At 59.2% G+C, this 18,681-nt stretch carries 17 protein-coding genes and 1 riboswitch; all 17 genes read left to right on the forward strand.

The features are described from left to right. Positions 1 to 222: 222 nt before the first annotated feature. The 17 genes from GE107_RS06320 (at position 223) to purB (ending at position 18,669) form a co-directional block, all read left to right on the forward strand. Positions 223 to 1,752: a spore germination protein gene (locus tag GE107_RS06320; RefSeq protein WP_219638822.1), complete on the forward strand. Its 1,530-nt coding sequence runs from the start codon at positions 223 to 225 to the stop codon at positions 1,750 to 1,752. Beyond that, positions 1,749 to 2,927 carry a Ger(x)C family spore germination protein gene (locus tag GE107_RS06325; RefSeq protein WP_219638823.1) on the forward strand — a complete coding sequence of 393 codons (1,179 nt, stop codon included), beginning with the start codon at positions 1,749 to 1,751 and terminating at the stop codon, positions 2,925 to 2,927. The genes GE107_RS06320 and GE107_RS06325 overlap by 4 nt, the downstream gene beginning before the upstream one ends. Before the next feature lie 28 nt (positions 2,928 to 2,955). Then, on the forward strand, positions 2,956 to 4,053 hold the full coding sequence (locus GE107_RS06330) for a GerAB/ArcD/ProY family transporter (protein WP_219638824.1): 1,098 nt from the start codon (positions 2,956 to 2,958) through the stop codon (positions 4,051 to 4,053). An 81-nt stretch (positions 4,054 to 4,134) separates the two neighbouring features. Then, complete coding sequence (guaA, locus tag GE107_RS06335; RefSeq protein WP_219638986.1) at positions 4,135 to 5,655, forward strand: glutamine-hydrolyzing GMP synthase; 1,521 nt, start codon at positions 4,135 to 4,137, stop codon at positions 5,653 to 5,655. Between the two features lie 157 nt (positions 5,656 to 5,812). Next, positions 5,813 to 7,414 carry a spore germination protein gene (locus tag GE107_RS06340; protein WP_219638825.1) on the forward strand — a complete coding sequence of 534 codons (1,602 nt, stop codon included), beginning with the start codon at positions 5,813 to 5,815 and terminating at the stop codon, positions 7,412 to 7,414. After that, a complete protein-coding gene (locus GE107_RS06345; RefSeq protein ID WP_219638826.1) occupies positions 7,411 to 8,592 on the forward strand; it encodes a Ger(x)C family spore germination protein in 1,182 nt (393 codons plus the stop codon). Before GE107_RS06340 ends, GE107_RS06345 begins: the two co-directional genes overlap by 4 nt. Before the next feature lie 18 nt (positions 8,593 to 8,610). Continuing rightward, positions 8,611 to 9,741 (forward strand): GerAB/ArcD/ProY family transporter, encoded by a 1,131-nt coding sequence (locus GE107_RS06350; protein WP_219638827.1) that lies wholly within the window; start codon positions 8,611 to 8,613, stop codon positions 9,739 to 9,741. After that, on the forward strand, positions 9,738 to 9,977 hold the full coding sequence (locus GE107_RS06355; protein ID WP_219638828.1) for a hypothetical protein: 240 nt from the start codon (positions 9,738 to 9,740) through the stop codon (positions 9,975 to 9,977). Before GE107_RS06350 ends, GE107_RS06355 begins: the two co-directional genes overlap by 4 nt. Before the next feature lie 244 nt (positions 9,978 to 10,221). Further along, the gene (locus GE107_RS06360; protein ID WP_219638829.1) at positions 10,222 to 11,301 is read left to right on the forward strand and encodes an ABC transporter substrate-binding protein; all 1,080 of its coding nucleotides are present in this window, start codon (positions 10,222 to 10,224) and stop codon (positions 11,299 to 11,301) included. A 31-nt stretch (positions 11,302 to 11,332) separates the two neighbouring features. Next, positions 11,333 to 12,247, forward strand: a complete 915-nt coding sequence (locus tag GE107_RS06365) for an ABC transporter permease (RefSeq protein ID WP_219638987.1) — start codon at positions 11,333 to 11,335, stop codon at positions 12,245 to 12,247. Then, complete coding sequence (locus tag GE107_RS06370; RefSeq protein WP_219638830.1) at positions 12,247 to 13,041, forward strand: ABC transporter ATP-binding protein; 795 nt, start codon at positions 12,247 to 12,249, stop codon at positions 13,039 to 13,041. Before GE107_RS06365 ends, GE107_RS06370 begins: the two co-directional genes overlap by 1 nt. A gap of 235 nt (positions 13,042 to 13,276) precedes the next feature. Further along, entirely contained in the window at positions 13,277 to 14,686 is a 1,410-nt protein-coding gene (locus tag GE107_RS06375; protein WP_219638831.1) for an NCS2 family permease, read from the forward strand. A 108-nt stretch (positions 14,687 to 14,794) separates the two neighbouring features. Next, positions 14,795 to 15,058, forward strand: coding sequence for a hypothetical protein (locus GE107_RS06380; RefSeq protein ID WP_219638832.1), 264 nt, complete (start codon positions 14,795 to 14,797; stop codon positions 15,056 to 15,058). Further along, complete coding sequence (locus tag GE107_RS06385) at positions 15,042 to 15,287, forward strand: hypothetical protein (RefSeq protein ID WP_219638833.1); 246 nt, start codon at positions 15,042 to 15,044, stop codon at positions 15,285 to 15,287. Before GE107_RS06380 ends, GE107_RS06385 begins: the two co-directional genes overlap by 17 nt. A 137-nt stretch (positions 15,288 to 15,424) precedes the next feature. After that, a riboswitch (purine riboswitch) is annotated at positions 15,425 to 15,524 on the forward strand. A gap of 207 nt (positions 15,525 to 15,731) precedes the next feature. Continuing rightward, on the forward strand, positions 15,732 to 16,217 hold the full coding sequence (gene purE, locus GE107_RS06390; RefSeq protein ID WP_219638834.1) for a 5-(carboxyamino)imidazole ribonucleotide mutase: 486 nt from the start codon (positions 15,732 to 15,734) through the stop codon (positions 16,215 to 16,217). Beyond that, positions 16,214 to 17,377 carry a 5-(carboxyamino)imidazole ribonucleotide synthase gene (purK, locus tag GE107_RS06395; RefSeq protein WP_219638835.1) on the forward strand — a complete coding sequence of 388 codons (1,164 nt, stop codon included), beginning with the start codon at positions 16,214 to 16,216 and terminating at the stop codon, positions 17,375 to 17,377. The genes purE and purK overlap by 4 nt, the downstream gene beginning before the upstream one ends. Beyond that, entirely contained in the window at positions 17,374 to 18,669 is a 1,296-nt protein-coding gene (gene purB, locus GE107_RS06400) for an adenylosuccinate lyase (RefSeq protein ID WP_219638836.1), read from the forward strand. Before purK ends, purB begins: the two co-directional genes overlap by 4 nt. The last annotated feature ends 12 nt before the right edge of the window (positions 18,670 to 18,681 follow it).

The raw sequence follows: 18,681 nt of genomic DNA on the forward strand, positions 1-18,681 counted from the left end.
CGGCTTTCCAAAACTTGTCGATGCGGCATCCCTCCCGTCACCATCAGTTTGTTCGCCGGGAAGCTCCGTTAATCCCGAATCCCCTAAATTGTCTGAAGCCGAGGGCCAACCCGATGGGGTTTGCCCTTCTTTTGCTAAGAACCCTGCATAAATCAGGAAGGAAAGGAAATATTACTTCAGACCTCTCTATTCTTATTCTGAGCGGAGACCTTGGTGAAACCTATGAATAGAAAGACAAGAAAAATCAGAGGCATCGGACAGCAGATCGAAGAACTGTCCTACACGGCCGATACGGTCATTTCGGACAAGCTCGCGGATAATGAAGCGGAAATCGTCGCGATTTTCGACAAATGCTCCGATCTTGTCGTGCGGAAGATGGAATTGCCCGGTTCCGTCCCGTGTTTAGTGGTTTATTTGAACGTGCTGGTCGAGGATGTTTCGTGGGATGGCGGATTGCTGGAGCCGCTGAGCAGTTTCAAGGCGGACCCTTCCGCAGGACCGGATGCTTACATCGATCAGTTAACCGCCAAGCTGGCATCTACCCTCCAACCGATGATTCTCGGCAGCATGAAGGAAGTCGTCGAAAGTATCGTGCACGGAAGCGTCGTTTTGTTCCTGGAATCCCAAAAACGGGCGGTCCTCTTTCCATTCAAAGACCAAAAGCAGAGGGAGCTGCAGGAACCGAGTACGGAAGCGGTCATCCGCGGACCGCGCCTCGGGTTTATCGAGAATATCGATGTCAATATGGCCCTTCTCCGGCAATATCTTCGCACTCCCCGGCTCAAAATGGAGAGGATGTCCGTCGGCAAGCTCAGCCGCACCGACGTGACGCTGGCCTACTTGGACAGCTACGCGCCGCCAAGCGTCATTCAGGACGTAAAAACACGCCTTTCGCAAATCCAATTCGACAGCGTGATCTCGTCCGGCTACGTGGAGGAGTTGATCAGCGACCATCCTTACTCCCCTTTTCCGGTTATCCAGGCGACCGAGCGGCCCGATAGCGTCGCGGCATCCTTCATCACGGGCAAAGTGGCCGTGATCGTCAACGGCACGCCGATGGTGCTTTTGCTTCCCGTCACGTTCTGGTTCGGTTTTCAATCGGCCGAGGATTACTTCATGAATTTCATATTCGCGACGATGCTGCGGTGGCTCAGGTACCTGTTCGCTTTCATGGCCATGGCCCTCCCGTCCATCTTCGTCGCCATTACGACCTATCATCCGGAAATGATTCCGACGAGTCTTGCGCTCAGCCTCGCCGCGGCGAGGGAGGTCGTTCCCTTCCCGGCGATGGCGGAGACGCTGATCATGGAAATCACCTTCGAAGCGCTGCGCGAGGCCGGCGTGCGCCTGCCTCGCCCGGTCGGACAGACGATCAGCATCGTCGGAGCGCTCGTCATTGGACAGGCCGCGGTGCAGGCAGGCATCATCTCCGCGCCGATCATCATCGTCGTCTCCATGACGGGGATCGCTTCTTTCCTCATTCCCCATGCGGCCATGAGCCAGGCGGTCAGCATGATGCGGTTCCCGATGGTCGTCTTGGCAGGTACGTTCGGCTTATATGGGGTGAGCGCGGGGCTCCTTGCGATCCTGGTCCATCTGACGACGCTGCGGTCCTACGGCGTACCTTATTTGTGGCCGATTGCGCCGTTTAATCGTCCCGGAATGATGGATGTCATCGTGCGCTCGCCTTGGCGGTACATGCATAAACGCCAGCAGCACATTCAGCAGATGTTGGAGCTGCAGAAGCAATGAAGGGACTCGGAACGCTGAAACGTTGTGCGGTGCTGGCCATCTCCTGCACGCTGCTCGCGGGTTGCTGGGATCGCAAGGAAATGGACGACATCGCGCTCGTCATGGCAAGCGCCATCGATCAGCTGGGGGACGGTCAGATCGAATTGTCGCTGCAAATCGCGCTGCCTACCGGAATTCCGGGTACTTTGCAAACCGGGGGCAAAGGCCAGAAGCCCGTGCTCGTGGTCGCGGTGAAGGGGAAGAACGCGCACGAATTGATCGGCCAAGCGCAGCAGCAGCTGTCACGCAAGCTTTTTTTCGGCCACCGGGGCGTGATCATCTTCGGCGAGGAATATGCCAGAAGAGGCATTACCGAGGTGCTGGACACGCTTCTCCGGTTCCCCGACAGCCGGTATAACAGTTTTTTTCTGACCGCCCGGGGGGCTTCGGCCAAGGAAATTTTGACTACCCCTTACCACCTGGAACTGATCCCGGCCATCGGAATGAAAATCATGCAGAACAGCCAGTACACCGTGGGGGTCAAAATCGACCGGTTTCTGGACCATTTGGCCGCCGACGGGACCATGCCCTACAGCGGGGCGATCCGGATCGTCAAGGACGCGCAAGGCGAACCTACCTTCCAAATCGACCAAGTCGCGGTTTACCGGGAAAACAAGCTGGCCGGCTACTTGTCGGGGAAATCTTTGCAAGCGTTCAAAATGATCAAGGGCATGGGCAAAGGAATGAAACTGACCGCGGAAGTGGAACCGAAAGGGCCGGAAACGCAAGGCACGATCACGGCCGACGTGCTGTCGGTCCGTTCGAAGATCCGCGCGTTCTACGTCAAGGGAACGCCTTCCTTCGATTTGACCGTCAACGTGGATTCGAGGGGACTCGCCAACGATTCCACTTTGGATATTAGTAAAACCCCGAATCTCCTTCGGGCGGAGAAAGCATTGACCGACGAGCTGAACGAGCGGTTGACCGATCTGCTCACCTTAACCCAGAGGGAGTTTAAATCGGATGTGGTCGGATTCGGCAGGGAACTCCATATCGAGCATCCCAAAGCCTGGAAGAAGCTGAAAAAAAGATGGACGGACCTGTACCCGGAAGTGCCGGTTCGGGTCCGCGCCCGCGTGCATCTCGAGCGGATCGGCAGAACCCAAGCGCCGGGACACCTCGAATTGCCGGAATAAGCCGGTTCGACGGAAAGGAGGAGAACGGATGAAAGTGACCGGCCTGCAGGTTTTCTGGATGATTTTCACGATGGAAGTCGGCATGACGCTGGTCATGACCCTGACCCCGGGCGTACAGGCGGCGAAGCAGGACTTGTGGATTTCGCTCCTGCTTGCCGGCTGTATGACCCTGGGGATTACGGCGCTGGTGACGAATGTCGCTCAACTGTATCCCGGGCAGGATTTGATCCGGTTCAGCCAGGCGATCCTGGGGAAATGGATCGGCGGCATTGTCGTGATCGTCTATTTGGTCCAATGGTACACGATCCTCCCGATCGTGCTGAGGCAATTCACCGACGCGATCCAAATCATGATTCTCCCCTTGACGCCCAAGACCGCGATCATGCTCATCATGATCCTCCTGATTTGTTACGCGACTTATGCCGGCGGGATCGTCTCGATCGCCCGATGCAGCGAGGTGCTTGGACCGGTGGTCATCCTAATGATCGTGCTTGTGCTCGCGGCGAGCGTGAACAACGTTGATGCGAAAAATCTGCTGCCGGTCTATGCGGATACGGGCGCGATGAAGATATTCAAAGGCTCGCTGCCCTCCGCATCCTACCTTGGACATTCGGTGGAGTACATGATGCTCGCGGCTTTTCTGTACCAGCCGGCCAGCGGAAAGAGGTATGCTTACTGGGCGGCCGCTGCTGCTGCTTTCACGGTGCTGATCGCCATGACGATGACCCTCATGACGATCGGCGTCAATCTCAGTCCGAAGCTATGGTATCCTTTTTTCGAAATGAGCCGCAAAATATCGGTATTGGGCTTCGTCGAGAACCTCGATCCGCTGACCGTCATTACGTGGGTAACCAGCGTGTTCGTCAAATTGGCCATCTATCTGTTCATCACGGCCTACGGCACGGCGGAATTCCTGGGCATCAAAAACTGGCGGAACCTCGTGTGGTGGATCGCCCCGGTGATTATCGGCTTTGCCTTGATCCCGCAAAACATCTCGCAGGCGACGGCGAATTATTTGCTGAATTATTGGGTCCCCATCGCGCTTCCCGTCAACATGATCGGTCTTCCTTTGCTGCTGCTGGTCGTCGGCAAGATCAAAAACAGAGGCTCCCAAGCCTCCGGTTGACGCTGTGGGCGGGCAAGTCTATAATAGCGTCAATCGATTGAGGGAGGCTCGGCATAACCGGTGAACAATTCTACGCATGAAATGATCGTCGTCCTCGACTTCGGAGGCCAATACAACCAATTGATCGCGAGGCGGATCCGCGACCTCGGGGTCTACAGCGAACTTCTTCCTTTCAACACGCCGATCGCGAAGCTCCGCGAGCTACAGCCGAAGGGCATCGTGTTCTCCGGCGGACCCGCCAACGTATTCGAAGAGGAGGCGCCGAAGGTCGACCCGGCCGTATACGAGCTCGGCATTCCGGTGCTCGGCATTTGCTACGGCATGCAGCTGATGTCCCATCAGCTCTCCGGCAAGGTCGGCCGCGCGGAGAAGCGGGAATACGGCAAAGCGTCGGTCGAATTCCAGCCGCATTGCCGGTTGACCCAAGGGCTCGAACCTTCCCAGCAGGTGTGGATGAGCCACAGCAACCTCGTGACCGAGCTGCCGGAAGGCTTCGTGGTGGACGCCTCTACCTTGCACGCGCCGGTGGCGGCGATGAGCCATCCCGGGAAGCGGCTGTTCGCGGTGCAATTCCACCCCGAAGTGCGCCATACGGTCCGCGGGAACGACATGATCAAAAACTTCCTGTTCGACGTTTGCGGCTGCAAAGGCGACTGGAGCATGGAGACGTTCATCGAAGACACGATCCGCGAAATCCGGAACCAAGTCGGGGATCGCAAAGTGCTGTGCGCCCTGTCGGGCGGTGTCGATTCCTCCGTCGTGGCGGCGCTGATCCACCGGGCGATCGGCGATCAGCTGACGTGCATGTTCATCGACCACGGTTTGCTTCGCAAAGGAGAAGCCGAGGGCGTCATGGAGACGTTCGTCGGCAAGTTCGACATGCACGTGGTCAAGATCGACGCGCAGGAGCGCTTCCTCGGCAAGCTGCGCGGCGTGAGCGATCCGGAGCGGAAGCGCAAGATCATCGGGGGCGAATTCATTTACGCGTTCGACGAAGAGTCGCGCAAGCTGGGCGAGTTCGATTTCCTCGCGCAGGGGACGCTGTACACGGACATTATCGAGAGCGGCACGGCGACGGCGCAAACGATCAAGTCGCACCACAACGTGGGCGGCCTGCCGGAGGACATGAAGTTCAAGCTTGTCGAACCTCTCAAGGCGCTGTTCAAGGACGAAGTCCGCAAAGTCGGCGAGGAGCTCGGCCTGCCGGATGCCATCGTCTGGCGCCAGCCGTTCCCGGGTCCGGGTCTCGCGATCCGCGTGCTGGGCGAAGTGACCGAGGACAAGCTGGAGATCGTCCGCGAGTCGGACGCCATCCTGCGCGACGAGATCGCCAAGGCCGGGCTGGACCGCGAGATTTGGCAGTACTTCACGGCGCTGCCGGACATGAAGAGCGTCGGCGTCATGGGCGACGAGCGCACGTATTCGTACACCGTCGGCATCCGCGCCGTGACCTCGATCGACGGAATGACCGCCGACTGGGCGCGCATTCCGTACGAAGTGCTGGAGAAGATCTCTAACCGGATCGTCAATGAAGTCCATAACGTAAACCGCGTCGTTTACGACATTACCTCCAAACCTCCTGCCACCATCGAGTGGGAGTAAAAGAGCGTTTCGCATCGCAAATCACCTGCCACGGACGAAGTCCCGGCAGGTGATTTGCGTTCAGGGCAAAACCGGCGCCACTCCATGCATAAATTTGGATATTATTCCAGAAGCTAAACCCGTGCGCTCATTACGTTCGATTCGGGGGCGGCAGAACATGTTCGTTTTTCGGCGATGGTTAAGAAAGCGTTCCGGCAAGCTGCCGGCGGCAATGCGAGATTGGACCGAGCCCGGGACGGAGTTTGCCCAAGATCCGCAGGCGAACCTGAAACTGTTGGAAAAAACGTTCGAGAATTGCTCTGACGTCGTGTTCCAGAACGTGAAGCTGCCCGGCGAGCGCGAAGCGCTGTTGATCTACTTGGACGGCATGGTCGACCGTCAACTGCTGGACCAGCAAATGCGGCTGGGCGCCGTGGCTCGGGATCGCGGCGGCGCGCCAGCATCTCCAGGGAAACTCGCCGAAGAGTTGGACAGCCGGCTCGGGACCGGCGGAACGCGAACGGTGAATACGCTCGGCGAGTTCGCGAAGGGCGTAATGGGCGGCCAAGTCGGGGTCGTCCTGGACGGCGAGCCGTGCATTCTGATCGTCGGCGCAGGCCGGCCGCCTTCGCGTAGCGTCGAGGAGCCGCAGGCGGAAACGCTGATCCGCGGACCGCGGGAAGGGTTCATCGAGCAGATCCAGACCAACATGGCGCTGCTGCGCAAGCGGTTTCCGACGACCAGGCTCAAGATGGAGCCCTTTACGGTCGGAGAGCTCTCCGATACGAAAGTCGTCGTCGCGTACCTCGAAGGGATTGCGACGGACTCCGTCGTTCTGGAGGTTCGTAACCGGATCGCCCGAATCCGGATCGACGGGATCGTGGAATCGGGATACGTCGAAGAATTCATCGAAGATTTGCCGTTCTCGCCGTTTCCCCAAGTGCTGAACACGGAGCGGCCGGACGTCGTCGCCGCTCATCTGCTGGAAGGAAGGGTTGCGATCCTGATCGGGGGCACGCCTTTCGCGCTGTTGGTGCCCATGACGTTCTGGTCCGGGCTGCAAAGCGCGGAAGATTATTACGAGCGGTTCCCGATCGGCACGTTTCTCCGTTGGATTCGGTTCGCCCATCTGCTGATCGCCCTTTTCCTTCCTTCGGTTTACGTAGCGATATCCACTTTCCACCAGGAGATGATCCCGACCAATTTGCTCATGAGCATCGCCGGGGCGCGCGAAGCGAACCCGTTTCCGGCATTGGTGGAAGTGCTCCTCATGGAGATTACGTTCGAAGCGCTGCGCGAAGCCGGCGTGCGTCTGCCTAAACAGGTTGGAGCCGCGGTCAGCATCGTCGGGGCTCTCGTCATCGGACAGGCGGCGGTGCAGGCGGGCATCATCTCCGCCCCGATGGTGATCGTGGTTGCGGTTACCGGGATCGCGAATTTCTCGATCCCCCGGTTCAATTTCGCGGCCAGCATCCGCCTGCTTCGCTTTCCCATGATTCTGCTCGCCGGGACGCTCGGCCTATTCGGCATCGGTATCGGCCTGCTCGGCATTTTGATCCATCTCTGTTCCCTGCGTTCTTTCGGAATCCCGTATTTCTCTCCGGTGGCGCCGTTGTCGTTCGGAGGGTTGAAAGACGTCGTCATCCGCAGTCCCCATTGGGCAATGAAGCTTCGTCCCCGCTTGACGGGATATCAAGATCCCGTGCGCGTGCCCGAGGGACAGATGCCGCGGCCGGGCGCTTCCGGGAAGCAGGGAAATCAAGGCGGCGGCGCGCCATGAAAGGCAAAGGAGGGGCATGCGCCGCACTCGTTGCCGCCGCACTCCTGTGCACGGGCTGTTGGGACCGCACGGAGATTAACGATATTGCGCTCGTGATGGCGTCTTCTCTCGACCTGACGGCCGACGGCCGCTACGAGGGGACGACGCAAATCGCGATACCGGCCCGCCAAATCGGAAACATTCCGCAAAGAGCGAAGAAATATTTTTCCGTCTCGGGAAAAGGGTACAACATCCATCAACTGATTCAAGACGAGCAGCCCAAGTTGTCCCGGAGGCTGTTCGTCGGGCATCGGCGCGTGCTTCTCATCGGGGAGAAGCTGGCGAGGCACGGGCTTGGAGACGTGATCGAATATTATGGCCGCAATCCTCAGACGCGGCTTCGCGTTTACGTGCTGGTGGTCAAAGGAAGACAGGGCAAAGAAGCGCTGAAGGTGGACTATCCGCTTGAGTTTGTCCCGACGGAAGCCGTGCGCGAAATGGAGAATTTGACCGGCGGCATGCTGACAACGATGCGCGATCTGCTGAACGCATCGTCCGCGGAGGGGGTTCAGCCCGTGACGGGGGTCATCGAGCTCACGCCTATCGGGGGGGAAGACAAAGGCGAACAAGGATCGGAGGAAACGTTCAAGCTGACCGGTTCGGCGGTGTTCAACGGGTTGAAACTGGCGGGTTATTTGAACGCCGGTCAAACGCAGTTGCAGCAATGGGTGACGGGCAAGCTGAAGAGGGCCATATTCACGGTGGAGCTGCCGGACCAACAAGGCAATGCCGCCATCGTTCTGACCGCCGCGAAGCGGACCATCGTCCCCAAAGTGGTGAACGGCATGCCCCGGTTCTCCATCCGTCTGCAGGGAAAGGGAACCGTGGACGAAAACAACAGCCGGTTGGATTTCTCCAATCCGAAGCATGTGCGGACGGTGCAGAGACTGCTCGAACGGTCGCTCCGCCGAGACACGGAGAAGTTGATCGCCGAAGTGCAGCAGAAATACGGCGCCGACGTATTCGGGTTGGGAGAAGCGCTCCACCGGAAGGACAATCGGAGCTGGAGCCGTTACAAGAACAATTGGAACACCTGGTTCGAGCGGGCGGATATCAAGGTGGACGCGGAGTTCACCGTGACGCGCTCGGGTTTGACGGGGCCGCCCCTGCAGCTGCGGGAGAAGGAAATCGTGAAATAACGGATGGAGGGAACCCAGGTGGAGAAGAGCGCCGAAAGCATTTCGAGCACCGGTCTTGGGGCGCTCCTGTTCATGTTCCTGATGGGAAGTTCGATGACCGTCCCGCTCGCCGCAATCGCCGGTCACGACGCCTGGATATCGATCATCCTGGCCCTTGCCGTCTCCAGCGGCATCGTCTGGATCTATACCCGCCTATGCCTGCACTACCCGGGAAAGTCCCTCGTGGAGATCGCGCGGGAATTGCTGGGCGCATGGGGAGGAGGGATCATGGCCCTGTTATACGCTTGGTACGCTCTGCACCTCGGTTCGCTGGTTCTGCGCAACTTCACCGAACTGATCAACACGGTCGCGCTTCAGAGGACCCCGCCCTTCGTCGTTTCGGCCGTGATGATCGGCATGGTGCTGTGGGCGGCTTACGGGGGGATCGAAGTCATCGCCCGTTGCGCGCTCGCCCTGATCTGGTTCGTTTTGTCGGAAGGAATCGTATCGATGCTGCTTATGAGCAAGGATTTTCAAGCCGCAAATCTGCTGCCGGTCGTTGACCGGGGGTGGATGCCGATCCTTGAAGGCATGACGGAGCTGGTCGGGTTTCCTTTCGGCGAGTCGGTCCTGTTCGCCATGATCATTCCCGCGTTGAACCGGATCGGCCAAGCGAACAAAACGATGCTCCGGACGCTGTTTGCAGCCGGCGCTCTCCTGATCATGGTCAACATACGCAATTTTTTGATTCTGGGGGACATGGCCTCGAAGCTCGTTTTTCCGAGCTATACGGCCTATCAGTACATTTCCCTTGCCGATTTCATCGAGCGCGTAGAACCGATCCTGATTATCACCTGGCTCATGGGGGGATTCTCGAAAATCAGCGTCTGCCTGTATGTGTGCGCGAAATCGTTGTCCGCAGGCATGGCATCGACGCATTACCGCCCGTATCTCGTGCCGATGGGATTGTTGATGCTGGAGTTCTCCCTGTTCGTTCACCGGAACAATGCGGAGCAGATCCAATTCGCGGTCCGGGTTTGGCAGTGGTACTCCTTTCCGTTTCAAATCGCCGTTCCGCTTGCGCTTCTGATGCTGGCGTCATTCGCGAAACGCAAACGGGAGCCGCCGCCTGACGGATTAGCCGCAGCCGGTGGTGTGAAGGGAGAATGAGCGCTGCGTACGTCATCCTATTCGTGCTCTTGTCCGCAAGTTTGGCCCGCTGGCAGGTTCGCGGCTTGTTGGCCAAAGGGGAAACCAAGGATGCGGCGTGTTACGCCCTCCTGATGGCCGCCGCCGCGGCGATCGGGGCGCTTCTTCTTGCCGGCGTTCAACTGCCGAGTCCGAACGAGCCGCTTCGCGCCGTTTTCGAGCCGGTCGGAAAATGGATTTTTCCCGGCTTGGGGTAAACGATCCGCCAAGATTCCGCCCGCTTGACCGGACCGCCGCCGGGGCAGCCTGGCGGTATTGTTTTGTACGGAGGCTTATCTTTGCAACATTGACGAATGCCGGGATGGCCCGTAAGATAGGAAAAAGCGTGTAATTTGCAGGTCGTGGAAGATTTGCGTCGTTTTTGCTTTTATGCTTTTACGGGGCGAAGCGTTGCAGGGACTCCGCGCCTAATGCACCGAACCATGGGAGGAGATAGATCCGATGAAGAAATTAACCTGGCTTGCACTCGTCATGTCCATCGTGTTGCTTGTCGCCGCGTGCGGCAAGAAGAATGAGAACGCAGGCGGCGCCAGTCCGTCCGCTTCGGCCAGCCCGAGCGCCAGCGAAAGCGCAGGCGAGAGCCCGAGTCCGAGCGAAAGCGCCGGCAAAACGTACAAAATCGCCATTTCCCAAATCGTCGAGCATCCGTCGCTCGACGCCACGCGCGAAGGCTTCCTGGCCGCGCTTAAGGATGCGGGACTGGAAGAAGGCAAAAACCTGACGGTCGATTTCAACTCCGCGCAAGGCGATCCGTCGAACAACACGGCGATCGCGCAGAAAATCGCCAGCGGCAAGTTCGATCTTGCCCTCGGCATCGCGACGCCTTCCGCCCAGGCGCTGGTGCAGAACGTCAAGGACACCCCGATCGTATTCGCGGCGGTGACCGATCCGGTCGCGGCCCAAATCGTCAGCGATCTCAAGGCTCCGGGCGGCAACGTGACCGGCGCTTCCGACACGAACCCGGAAGCGACGACGAAGCTGGTCGAATTCATCGCCGCCAACTTCCCGAACGTCAAGACGGTCGGCCTCGTCATCAACGAAGGCGAGACGAACGCCGTCGTCATGGCGAAGAAAGCGGAGGAAGAGCTGACCAAGAAGGGCATCAAGCTGATCAAGGCTCCGGTGACGAACTCTTCGGAAGTGAAGCAAGCCGCGGAATCGCTCGTCGGCCGCGCCGACGCCTTCTACATCACGCTCGACAACATGGTGGTCAGCGGCGTCGACTCCATTATCCAAGTGGCGAAGGAGAACAAAATCCCGTTCTTCTCCAGCGACCGCGACACCGTCGAGAAAGGCGCGTTCGCGACCGTCGGCTTCAAATACTACGACCACGGCTACCAAGCCGGCCAAATGGCGGCCGACATTCTGCTGAACGGCAAGAAGCCGGGCGACCTGCCCGTTCTGATGCAAGAAAAGCTGGATTTGATTTTGAACCTGAAAGTGGCCAAAGACTATGGCATTGAAGTGACGGATGCCATGAAGAGCGCGGTGCAGGATCAAACGCAAAACCTGATCCAGTGATCGGAGGCGTTCCATGTCCACTTTCGAATCCATGCTGCACTCGATCCCCGGAGCGATCCAGCTGGGCTTGCTGTACGCCTTCATGTCGCTCGGGGTTTACATCACGTACCGGATTCTCGATTTTCCCGACCTGACCGTGGACGGCAGCTTCACGACCGGCGGCGCCATCGCCGCCGTGATGATTACGCACGGCTATTCCCCTTGGATCGCGACCGCCTGCGCTTTTCTGGGCGGGCTCGCGGCCGGGGCCGTGACGGGGCTGCTGCATACCAAAGGCAAAATCAACGCGCTGCTGTCCGGAATTCTGATGATGATCGCGCTCTATTCGATCAACCTTCGGATTTCCCGCGTTCCCAACGTTCCGCTGCTTAACGCGGAAACCGTCTTTACGTCCATTGCGCCTTGGGCTCTGATGCTCGTAGCCGTCATCGCGATCAAGCTGCTGCTGGATGCGTTCTTTCACACGGATCTGGGGCTCAGCCTGCGCGCGACGGGCGACAACGCCCGGATGATCCGCAGCTTCGGCGCCCATACCGACAACACGAAGATCATCGGCGTCAGCCTGTCCAACGGCTTGGTCGCTTTGTCCGGCGCGTTCGTCGCGCAGGATCAAGGATACTCGGACCAATCGATGGGCATCGGGATGATCGTGATCGGCCTGGCCGCGGTCATCATCGGCGAAGCGATTCTCGGCGCCCGCACGATTTTTTGGGCGACGCTCTCCGCGGTCGTCGGGATGATCGTTTACCGGATCATTATCGCCCTGGCCCTCCAGGTTCCCGGGTTCAAGGCTTCCGACCTTAAAGTCATTACGGCCGTCATCGTCATTATCGCGCTCGTTGTGCCAACCCTTCAACGCTCATGGAGGATGAAGAATGCGGCGCGCAGGCGTACGGCCGAATTGGCCGCCGCGACGTCGGGCAAGGGATCGGGGGGTGCGCGCTGATGCTGCAGCTAAACGGCGTGTCGAAGCTGTTCTTCCCCGGATCGCCCGATGAGAAGGTGGCGCTGGCCGGCATCAACCTGTCGCTGAAGCCGGGCGATTTCGTCACCGTGATCGGCAGCAACGGAGCGGGCAAGTCGACGCTGATGAACATCATCTCCGGCGTCCTTACCCCGGATGCCGGCGAAGTGCGGATTGAAGGGAATGCCGTGCAGCACTTGCCGGAATACCGGAGAAGCCGCTGGATCGGGCGGGTGTTCCAGGATCCGATGGCCGGCACGGCGCCGAACATGACGATTGAAGAGAACCTCGCCATGGCGTTCGCCCGCGGCAAGTCCCGCGGCCTGAGCTTCGGCGTGAACCGCGCCAAACGCGCCTTCTTCCAGGAGCAGCTGAGACGCCTGAATCTCGGGCTGGATACCCGGCTCAAGGCGAAGGTCGGCCAGCTGTCCGGGGGCGAACGGCAGGCGCTGAGCCTGCTCATGGCGACGTTCACGAAGCCGCAGATCCTGCTGCTGGACGAGCATACGGCGGCGCTGGACCCGGCCCGCGCGGATCTCGTTACCGCGCTGACCGAGAGCATCGTGCGCGAGATGAAGCTGACGACGCTGATGGTCACCCATAACATGGAGCAGGCGATCCGCCTCGGCAACCGCCTCATCATGATGGACAAGGGACGGATCATCCTCGACGTGAACGAGGAACGCAAGAAGGAGCTGACGGTGGAGCGGCTGCTGCGCGAGTTCGAGAGCATCAGCGGACGCAAGCTGGCGGATGACCGGGTCGTGCTTGGTTAACCAGGAAGCCGGATCGACGGAAATGTCGGTCCGGTTTTTTTTGATCGAAAATCGCCGAATTGGCCGTTAATTCCGAACATTACTCACGAATATGGGCGGGCAAGTTCGTAATAAACATTGACAACATCAGGTACCTGGTCCTAGAATGAGAACGAAAAATACAATCGAATAGGTCTTTTCGTATAATCCCGGGAATCGGCCCGGAAGTCTCTAACAAACGAAGGAGTCGAATCCATTGGAGCGTTTCTTTAAGTTGAAGGAACTCGGAACGAACGTCCGTACGGAGATCATGGCCGGTCTGACGACATTTATGACGATGGCGTACATATTGGCGGTGAATCCGAATACGCTGAGCGCATTCGGGTCGGGCGCAACGGGCGGGGAATGGTATCCGATCTTCCTGGCTACCGCGCTTGCGGCTGGCATATTCACGATCGCTATGGGAATCTTCGTCAACTTCCCGGTTGCCCTCGCGCCCGGTATGGGGCTGAATGCTTATTTTGCGTCTGTCATCCTCAGCTCTTCCGCCACGGGCAAACCGATCACGTTCGAAATCGCGCTGACCGCCGTTTTCATTTCGGGGATCATTTTCATTCTCCTTACGGTAACCAAAGTGCGCCAAATGCTGCTGACGGCGGTCCCGGACAGTTTGAAACATGCGATTACGGTGGGAATCGGGCTTTTCATCACGATCATCGGATTGAAAAACAGCGGGCTGCTGACCGTAGGCGTCGAAGCGTTAAACGACATCCCGAAAGGGAAATTCACGGACGTCGCTTTCTTCGAGACCGTGTTCCACATGGGTTCCCTTGAAAGCCCGAGCGTCCAGCTGGCGCTGATCGGCCTTGCGCTGATCGCCATCCTGATGGTTCTGCGGGTAAAAGGAGCGATCCTGTTCGGCATTCTCGGCACCACGTTAATCGGGATCCTGCTCGGCGCGGATTATGTGCCCACGACGATCAATACCGGCACCACTCCGTGGATTCCGGATCTGACCCAGCTGCAATTCATGAACTTCGACTGGGAAGGCGTATTCCGGGCGGGGATCATCTCGATCGTCGCGACATTCACGTTCGTCGAGTTGTTCGATACGTTCGGCACGCTTGTCGGAACGGCGAATCGCGCCGGGATCATGAAAAATAAAGTGGAAGGCGAGAAACGGGTTGGCAAAGCGATGATGGTCGATGCGATCGCCGTAAGCGGCGGCGCCATGCTCGGAACGAGCACGACGACGGCTTACATCGAAAGCTCCGCGGGTATCGCCGAAGGCGGACGAAGCGGACTTACGGCCGTTTCCACCGGCGTATTGTTCCTGGCCGCCTTGTTCCTCGCTCCGGTCGTGAGCTTGATTCCGGGTTCGGCGACGGCTGCCGCTTTGATCGTCGTCGGTCTCCTGATGATGCAGTCGGTCAAAGAAATCGATTTCCAGGACTACGCGATCGCCATTCCGTCATTCCTGACGATTGTGTTCATGCCGTTCACGTACAACATCGCCAACGGGATATCTTTCGGTATTGTGTCCTACGTTGTGCTGGCTGCGGCGGCCAATCTTCTCGGCAAAGGCAAGCACAAGATCCATTGGCTCATGTGGGTGCTGGCCGTGCTCGTCATCGCGCGATACGCGTTCATCGGCTCCCAGGGTTGATCGAATATTTCCCTCGGTGTCCCAACCCCGTTTCGCTTCCGGCTTTCGGAGGCGGAGCGGGGTTTTCTATCCGTTTGCGGCGAAGGGGATGCGAGAGGCGACGCTTCGGTGCCGTATCCGTATGCGGCGGATTTCGACGCTATCGATCCGAACGCCGCGCTGGTCCGGAACTTCGCTCCTTCCGGCTGGAACGTCTGGCAGTTCTATTCTATTACGGTTCCCGTCACGTCCGGAACGGTAACGGTCGGCGTGAACTTTTACGGCGCGGCGGGAGCATGGGGCGACGCGGACGATTTCTACTTCGGCCTCGCCGGCGCCGACACCGACATCTCGGCGATACAAGTGAAGCCGGTATTTGTCCGCTTCGACTAGCGCGGGGGACAAAAGCGCAAACGTCATCAACCAGGGCTGGAACGTCTGGCAGCCGTTCAGCGTGGAAGGCATTGCCGTGACGGACGGCACGATTTCGATCGCGTTCTGCCGGTTACTGGGGTTATCTCGATCACGTCGCGTTGACGCGAACGGGACCTCTGGGCTCGAATGCGAACGTAACTCCTTGAATTTTACGCCTCTGACAGGTGAAGTCGCGACTCCGGCTTAATATGCCGGGGTCGTTTTTTCTCTTTTCGCTAAAACCGAACATTAACATTTTGATGATTAAAAAGCGTTCGTCTTTGTTTGACATTCCACGACATGTAAGGTACACTGAATAAGCATCATTTCGGAATTAGCTTTTATGGCTGCGACTCGCATCACCCGCGTATATACTCGGGAATCGGCCCGAATGTCTCTACCCGGAAACCTTAATTTCCGGACTACGCGGCAGTCCGCCCCAGAACCGGCATGCCTTGAACCTCGAACTTTTCCCTGCGCGCGGGGATTCGATTTCGAGGTTTGTGTCGTCGCCGGCAGGAGCGAAATGCCTCGAATAGAGAATACTAGGGCCGATGGGGTAAAATGCAAAAAGACACCCCTCGCCCTTTTTTTGCTTATTTGCTTATATGGGGATCGAAGACAAAACATCGGACAGGGGAAGTGGGAAAGCATGTCGGTTAAGGTCGGCGTCATCATGGGGAGCACTTCGGATTGGGAAACGATGAAGAAGGCGTGCGACGTGCTCGATGAGCTGGGCGTTCCTTACGAGAAGAAGGTCGTCTCGGCGCATCGGACTCCGGACCTGATGTTCGAATACGCGGAGACGGCCGTTGCCCGCGGCCTCAAGGCGATCATCGCCGGGGCCGGGGGAGCCGCGCACCTGCCGGGAATGGTAGCCGCCAAAACCGTCCTGCCCGTCATCGGGGTACCGGTGCAATCGAAAGCGCTGAACGGACTGGACTCGCTGCTGTCGATCGTGCAGATGCCAGGCGGCATCCCGGTCGCGACGGTCGCGATCGGACAGGCCGGGGCGACGAACGCCGGCCTGCTCGCCGCGCAGATCGTCGGCGCCTTCGAGCCGGACGTGCAGAGCCGTTTAATCGCCCGCCGGGAGAGAATCACGCGGGAAGTGCTGGAGGGCGGTGAACTCCCATGACCGCCCGCACCATCCTTCCCGGCGCCACGGTCGGCGTGCTTGGCGGGGGTCAGTTGGGGCGTATGCTTGCGCATGCCGGGGGCCGGCTGGGATACCGATTCGTGACGCTGGATCCGACGCCGGATTCGCCTTGCGGCCAGACGGCCCGGCAAATCGTAGCCGGTTACGGAGACCGCGAAGCCGCGCGCGAGCTTGCCCGTCAATCGGACGTCATCACGTACGAGTTCGAGAACGTCGATGCCGGCGTGGCGGCGATGCTGGAGACGGAATCGTACGTGCCGCAAGGCAGTTCGCTCCTGTATACGACCCAACATCGGCTGCGGGAGAAACGCGCGCTCGAAGCCGCGGGCGCCCGGGTGGCGCCGTACGCGGAAATCGTAAGCCTGGACGGGTTGCGCGCAGCGGCGGAGAAGCTGGGGCTGCCGGTCGTGTTGAAGACGGCGACGGGGGGTTACGACGGCAAAGGCCAATGGGTGCTGCGGACGGAAGGCGATCTCGCCCCGGCGTGGGCGGAAGCGTCCCGGACGGGGACCGGGCTCGTGCTGGAGAAGTTCGTGAAGTTCGTGAAGGAAATATCGGTCATCGCGGCCCGCCGGCCTTCGGGCGAAGTCCGGACGTTCCCGCCGGCCGAGAACTTGCACGTTCGGAACATCCTGCACTTATCCATCGTTCCGGCCCGCATTTCCGATGCCGTCAGGGCGGAAGCGGAAAGGCTGGCGATCTCGATCGCCGAGTCGCTGAACGTCGTCGGATTGATCGCGGTCGAAATGTTCCTTGACGCTGACGGAACTTTATTCGTGAACGAATTGGCACCGAGGCCCCACAATTCCGGCCACTACACGATGGACGCCTGCCGGACGTCGCAGTTCGAGCAGCACATCCGCGCCATCTGCGATTTGCCGCTCGGCGATACCGCCCTCCTGACGCCCGTCGTCATGGTGAACTTGCTTGGCGAGCATATGGAGCCGCTGATGAAATGGCTGCCTGCCTGCGACATGGAAGCGGAGAAGCTCGGCGTCGAACCGAAGCTTCACTTGTACGGCAAAGCCGAGGCGAAGCCGGGACGCAAAATGGGCCATATCAACGTGCTTGCTCCCCAGACGGGGGCCGCGCTCGCTTGGATCTCGCAATCAGACATTTGGAGGGTTCACGAAGCATGATCGAACGCTACAGCCGCCCGGAGATGCGGGCCATTTGGACGGAACAGAACAAGTTTCAGGCTTGGCTGGAGGTGGAGCTTTGCGCGTGCGAGGCTTGGGCCGAGCTCGGGCATATCCCGAAGGAAGATACCGTGGAGCTGCGCAAGAACGCCCGCTTCGACATCGACCGGATCTACGAGATCGAGCAGGAAACGCGCCACGATGTCATCGCCTTTACGCGCGCGGTATCGGAGAGTCTCGGGGCGGAACGCAAATGGGTGCATTACGGGCTGACCTCCACGGACGTCGTCGACACGGCGCTTGGATATCTTCTGCTGCAGGCGAACCGCATTTTGCGCCGGGATATCGAGAACTTCATCGCCATTCTGCGCGAACAGGCGATCCGCTATAAAGACACCCCGATGATGGGCCGCACGCACGGCGTCCACGCGGAGCCGACGACGTTCGGGCTGAAGCTGGCGCTGTGGCACGAAGAGATGAAGCGCAACCTGGAGCGCTTCGACCGGGCGGCGGACGGCGTCCAGTTCGGCAAAATGTCCGGCGCGGTCGGCACGTACGCCAACATCGATCCGTTCGTCGAGCAATTCGTTTGCGAGAAGCTCGGCATCAAGCCGGCGCCGATTTCGACCCAGACGCTGCAGCGCGACCGACACGCGGAATACATGGCGACGCTGGCTCTCATCGCGACGTCCGTCGACAAATTCGCGACGGAAATCCGCGGCCTGCAGAAGAGCGAGTTCCGCGAAGTCGAGGAGCCGTTCGCCAAGGGCCAGAAGGGCTCCTCCGCGATGCCCCACAAGCGCAACCCGATCGGCTGCGAGAACATGAGCGGGCTTTCGCGGGTGATCCGCGGCCACATGCTGACGGCATACGAAAACGTCACGCTGTGGCACGAACGGGACATTTCGCACTCCTCGGCCGAACGGGTGATTTTGCCGGACGCGACCATGCTGCTCAATTACATGTTGAACCGGTTCGGCAACATCGTGAAGAATCTGACCGTGTTCCCGGAGAACATGAAGCGGAACATGCGCAGCACGTACAACGTGCCGTTCTCCGGCCGCGTCATGACGAAGCTGATCGACAAGGGGTTCAGCCGCGAACAGGCATACGACACCGTGCAGCCCCGCGCGATGCAGGCCTGGGAGGAGCAGCGGGATTTCCGCTCGATCGTGGAAAGCACGCCGGAGATCACGGAGCGGCTCAGCCCGGAGGAAATCGCGGACTGCTTCGATCCTTCCTGGCATTTGAAGCACGTGGACACCATATTCGAACGGCTCGGCTTGAAATAATACATGGACGGG

Origin of the sequence: Cohnella sp. CFH 77786 (genome assembly GCF_019400745.1) — a bacterium.
GTDB lineage: Bacteria > Bacillota > Bacilli > Paenibacillales > Paenibacillaceae > Cohnella.